Origin of the sequence: Kitasatospora sp. NPDC015120 (genome assembly GCF_043080305.1) — a bacterium.
Taxonomy (GTDB): Bacteria; Actinomycetota; Actinomycetes; order Streptomycetales; family Streptomycetaceae; genus Kitasatospora.
The window spans coordinates 1-2,802 of the sequence record NZ_JBIBVJ010000055.1 but is presented as its reverse complement, the minus strand read 5'-3'; the positions used below and the strand labels follow the sequence as shown (position 1 = coordinate 2,802).

Here is a 2,802-nt window from a genome sequence, read left to right as displayed (position 1 = left end):
CCAGCCTTTTTGTTGATTTTCCTTATATTTATTTGTTTTTTTATTATTACTTGGATTTTTTTTATTATTATTGATTCTTTATATATTATTGTTTTCTTAAACTTATGTGTTTACAAATAAATTTAAATATTTATCATACTTGTTACAAATTTTCTTTATGTCTTTCCAAAAAAATTGCGTATAACCTTACCTGATTTAAAAAGTTCTTCCTTTGACTTGAAGATAACCTATTAGACGATTTTATTATCTGGTTAATAACATGCTGCTCTAAATCAGCATGTTCAAAATCTTTATCTATATCTAATAAGAAATCAACTCTAGCATTAAAAAACTTACAGTAGTTTATTATTACTTCTAAACTAGGCAGTACTTGATCATTCTCATATGTGCTAATTTGATGCCTTGTTAAATGAAGCTGGCTAGCAAGTTCTGTTTGAGTTAAACGTCTACCTTTTCTTAATTCTCTTAAACGGTCGCCTAATGTTTTCATAAAACTAGTATATAATTTTTATAGAATATTTTATCTTAATGCTGATAAGATCTACATTTTTTTTGAATATATGAACTCAATATACTCATAATGACTTAAAAAAGGAATGGATATTCTTATTTCGGGTGGTATAATATACACGGGTAATTACTCCTATAATCGAGTTGATATAGGACTGTTATTCAGTAATTTCACAAAGGAGGAGACACCATGTTTTCAAACACAAAAAGTTATACGGCTATAAAAGCAAATAGAATTATAACCACCAACAAAAAAGTAAATATTTACACCAGGTTAACTGATGATATTTATTATGATCGAATATTAGTTTTAGGACTACGTATGCTTAACCTTCCACTTTCTTATGACAAAAAAAAGACTCCCACAAACTCCTATTTAAATTCTGTAAAGAATCTTATAAATACTAACCCACTTAACACTACTAGGCATTTAGAAGCCTTAAAACAGTGGATACACATTAAAGAATGGGTTTCCTTACCAAACACTCTCAAAGACTCCAATGCTCCTGTTATAGCTGGAGAAAAGCACTCTAAAAGTAGATTCCCTACCGAAAGCAAAAATATTATCACTAAATATATACTTGTTAGAAATCAGATAAGCGGTGTAAGTAGATGATATCCTTTGTTTTATTATCCTGGCTCATGGCTTTCATCTTATTGCTTGTCGGTATAAAACAGGAAAAGACGAGATGGGGGAGTTATATAGGGTTTTGTGAGGGGTTTGGAGGGTTAGGGATAGTTCTAGGGAGAGGAGTTGATCGTCCAGAATGGTTAATCATATTGGATAGTATTGCAACATCTATCGGTCACTTCTGGACGCCTTATGTCATTTTGATATTCGGATTGTTATATTCGGATACGATTAAAAGTAAGAAAATGAAAGCAGTATGGAAGATTATTTTAGCTGTACCAGCAATACTCGCATATACACCATTATTTTCTTTTTCAATTTATCCGGTATTAGAAACAAACTTTCAACTTATAGCTATTTGGATTATTCCTTATATTTTAATCACATGTGTTCTATTAGCTTGCTCTGCCTTTCGGGAGAAAAGAAAAACCATTAAAAATCATAAAGTCATTACATGTATTATTGTTATTCCTTTATTTGTTTTTGTATTATTCACTAATGTAATTTTACAAGCATTTGGTATTAGGGGAGGATGGCAGCTAAATCCTTTGATAATGATTACTGAATTTTTATTCTTTATTTATTTTGGCAGCAGGTACGGTTTTTTAGGGGTGAAAATTAAATTTGAAAAGCAAAGGCTAAGTTCTACTATGCAAGCTATAACTTCAGGCACTACTTTATTAAATCATACAATTAAAAATGAAATAGGTAAGATAGATTTATTAACGAATGAATTAAAAGAAAATGTGTCTCTAGATGCCAAAGAAAACGTCGACCTAATTTTAAAGTCCACCAATCACATGTTGGAGTTAACTAGCCGAATTCAAGGGAAGTTAGACATAATGGAGCTTAAACAATCTAAGTTTCAAATAAGTGAACTAATTCACTCAACTTTAGACTTAATGAAACCTCACCTTTTTTGCGTAGAAGTGATACTAAATATAGAAGCTGATGTTGAAATTTATGGTGATTTTATTCATCTGGAAGAAACATGTTTAAACATAATAAAGAACGCAATTGAGGCAATGAATAGATCTGGAACATTGTTAATAAACGTTTATCAATATAAAAAAAACCTATATATTGAGTTTTCGGATGATGGTAAAGGAATTGATAAAGAAAATCTTTCTAAAATAATTGAACCTTTTTACAGTACAAAAAAAGAGGTAGGAAACTTTGGTCTTGGTCTAACTTACTGTTATAACGTCCTGTCTAAACATGGGGGAGATATAGCAATAGAAAGCCAACTGAATTTAGGAACAACTATTAGATTATTACTACCTAAGAAGAGAGTTGTAAAAATTCATTCGAAGAAAAACTCGAAAAATAAATTATCAGAGGAATCACTATGGATAAAATACAATTAATGTTAGTGGAAGATGATCCGGTTTGGATGAAGGGCTTAACAAGTTATATTGAGGCAGAAGAAGACTTAACAGTTAATAAAAAAGCATACTCGAAAGAAGAAGCTTTAAACATAGATTATTCTAATATAGATGTGGCTCTTTTAGATATTTCTTTATCTGAAGAAGAAGAGCTAAGTGGTTTAGAGGTAGTTAAGCATTTGAAAGAAAAAGGAATTGATAAAGTTATCATGTTAACTTCTTGGGATGATCCAACTGTTATTTTAAAGGCATTTGATAATGGTGCTATAAATTTTC

At 30.1% G+C, this 2,802-nt stretch carries 4 protein-coding genes; 3 read left to right on the top strand and 1 reads right to left on the bottom strand.

What is annotated here, in order from left to right:
- Positions 1 to 142 precede the first annotated feature (142 nt).
- Positions 143 to 490 carry a helix-turn-helix transcriptional regulator gene (locus ACF1AK_RS36200; protein ID WP_360451390.1) on the bottom strand — a complete coding sequence of 116 codons (348 nt, stop codon included), beginning with the start codon at positions 488 to 490 and terminating at the stop codon, positions 143 to 145.
- Between the two features lie 210 nt (positions 491 to 700).
- Here ACF1AK_RS36200 and ACF1AK_RS36195 point away from each other — a divergent pair, with 210 nt between their 5' ends.
- From ACF1AK_RS36195 to ACF1AK_RS36185, 3 genes are all read left to right on the top strand, one after another.
- On the top strand, positions 701 to 1,126 hold the full coding sequence (locus ACF1AK_RS36195) for a hypothetical protein (protein ID WP_351072130.1): 426 nt from the start codon (positions 701 to 703) through the stop codon (positions 1,124 to 1,126).
- A gap of 26 nt (positions 1,127 to 1,152) precedes the next feature.
- Positions 1,153 to 2,508, top strand: coding sequence for a HAMP domain-containing sensor histidine kinase (locus tag ACF1AK_RS36190; RefSeq protein WP_351072132.1), 1,356 nt, complete (start codon positions 1,153 to 1,155; stop codon positions 2,506 to 2,508).
- Positions 2,509 to 2,513: 5 nt separating this feature from the next.
- Positions 2,514 to 2,802, top strand: a 289-nt coding sequence (locus tag ACF1AK_RS36185) for a response regulator (protein ID WP_391503068.1), incomplete at its 3' end; no start/stop codon positions are given.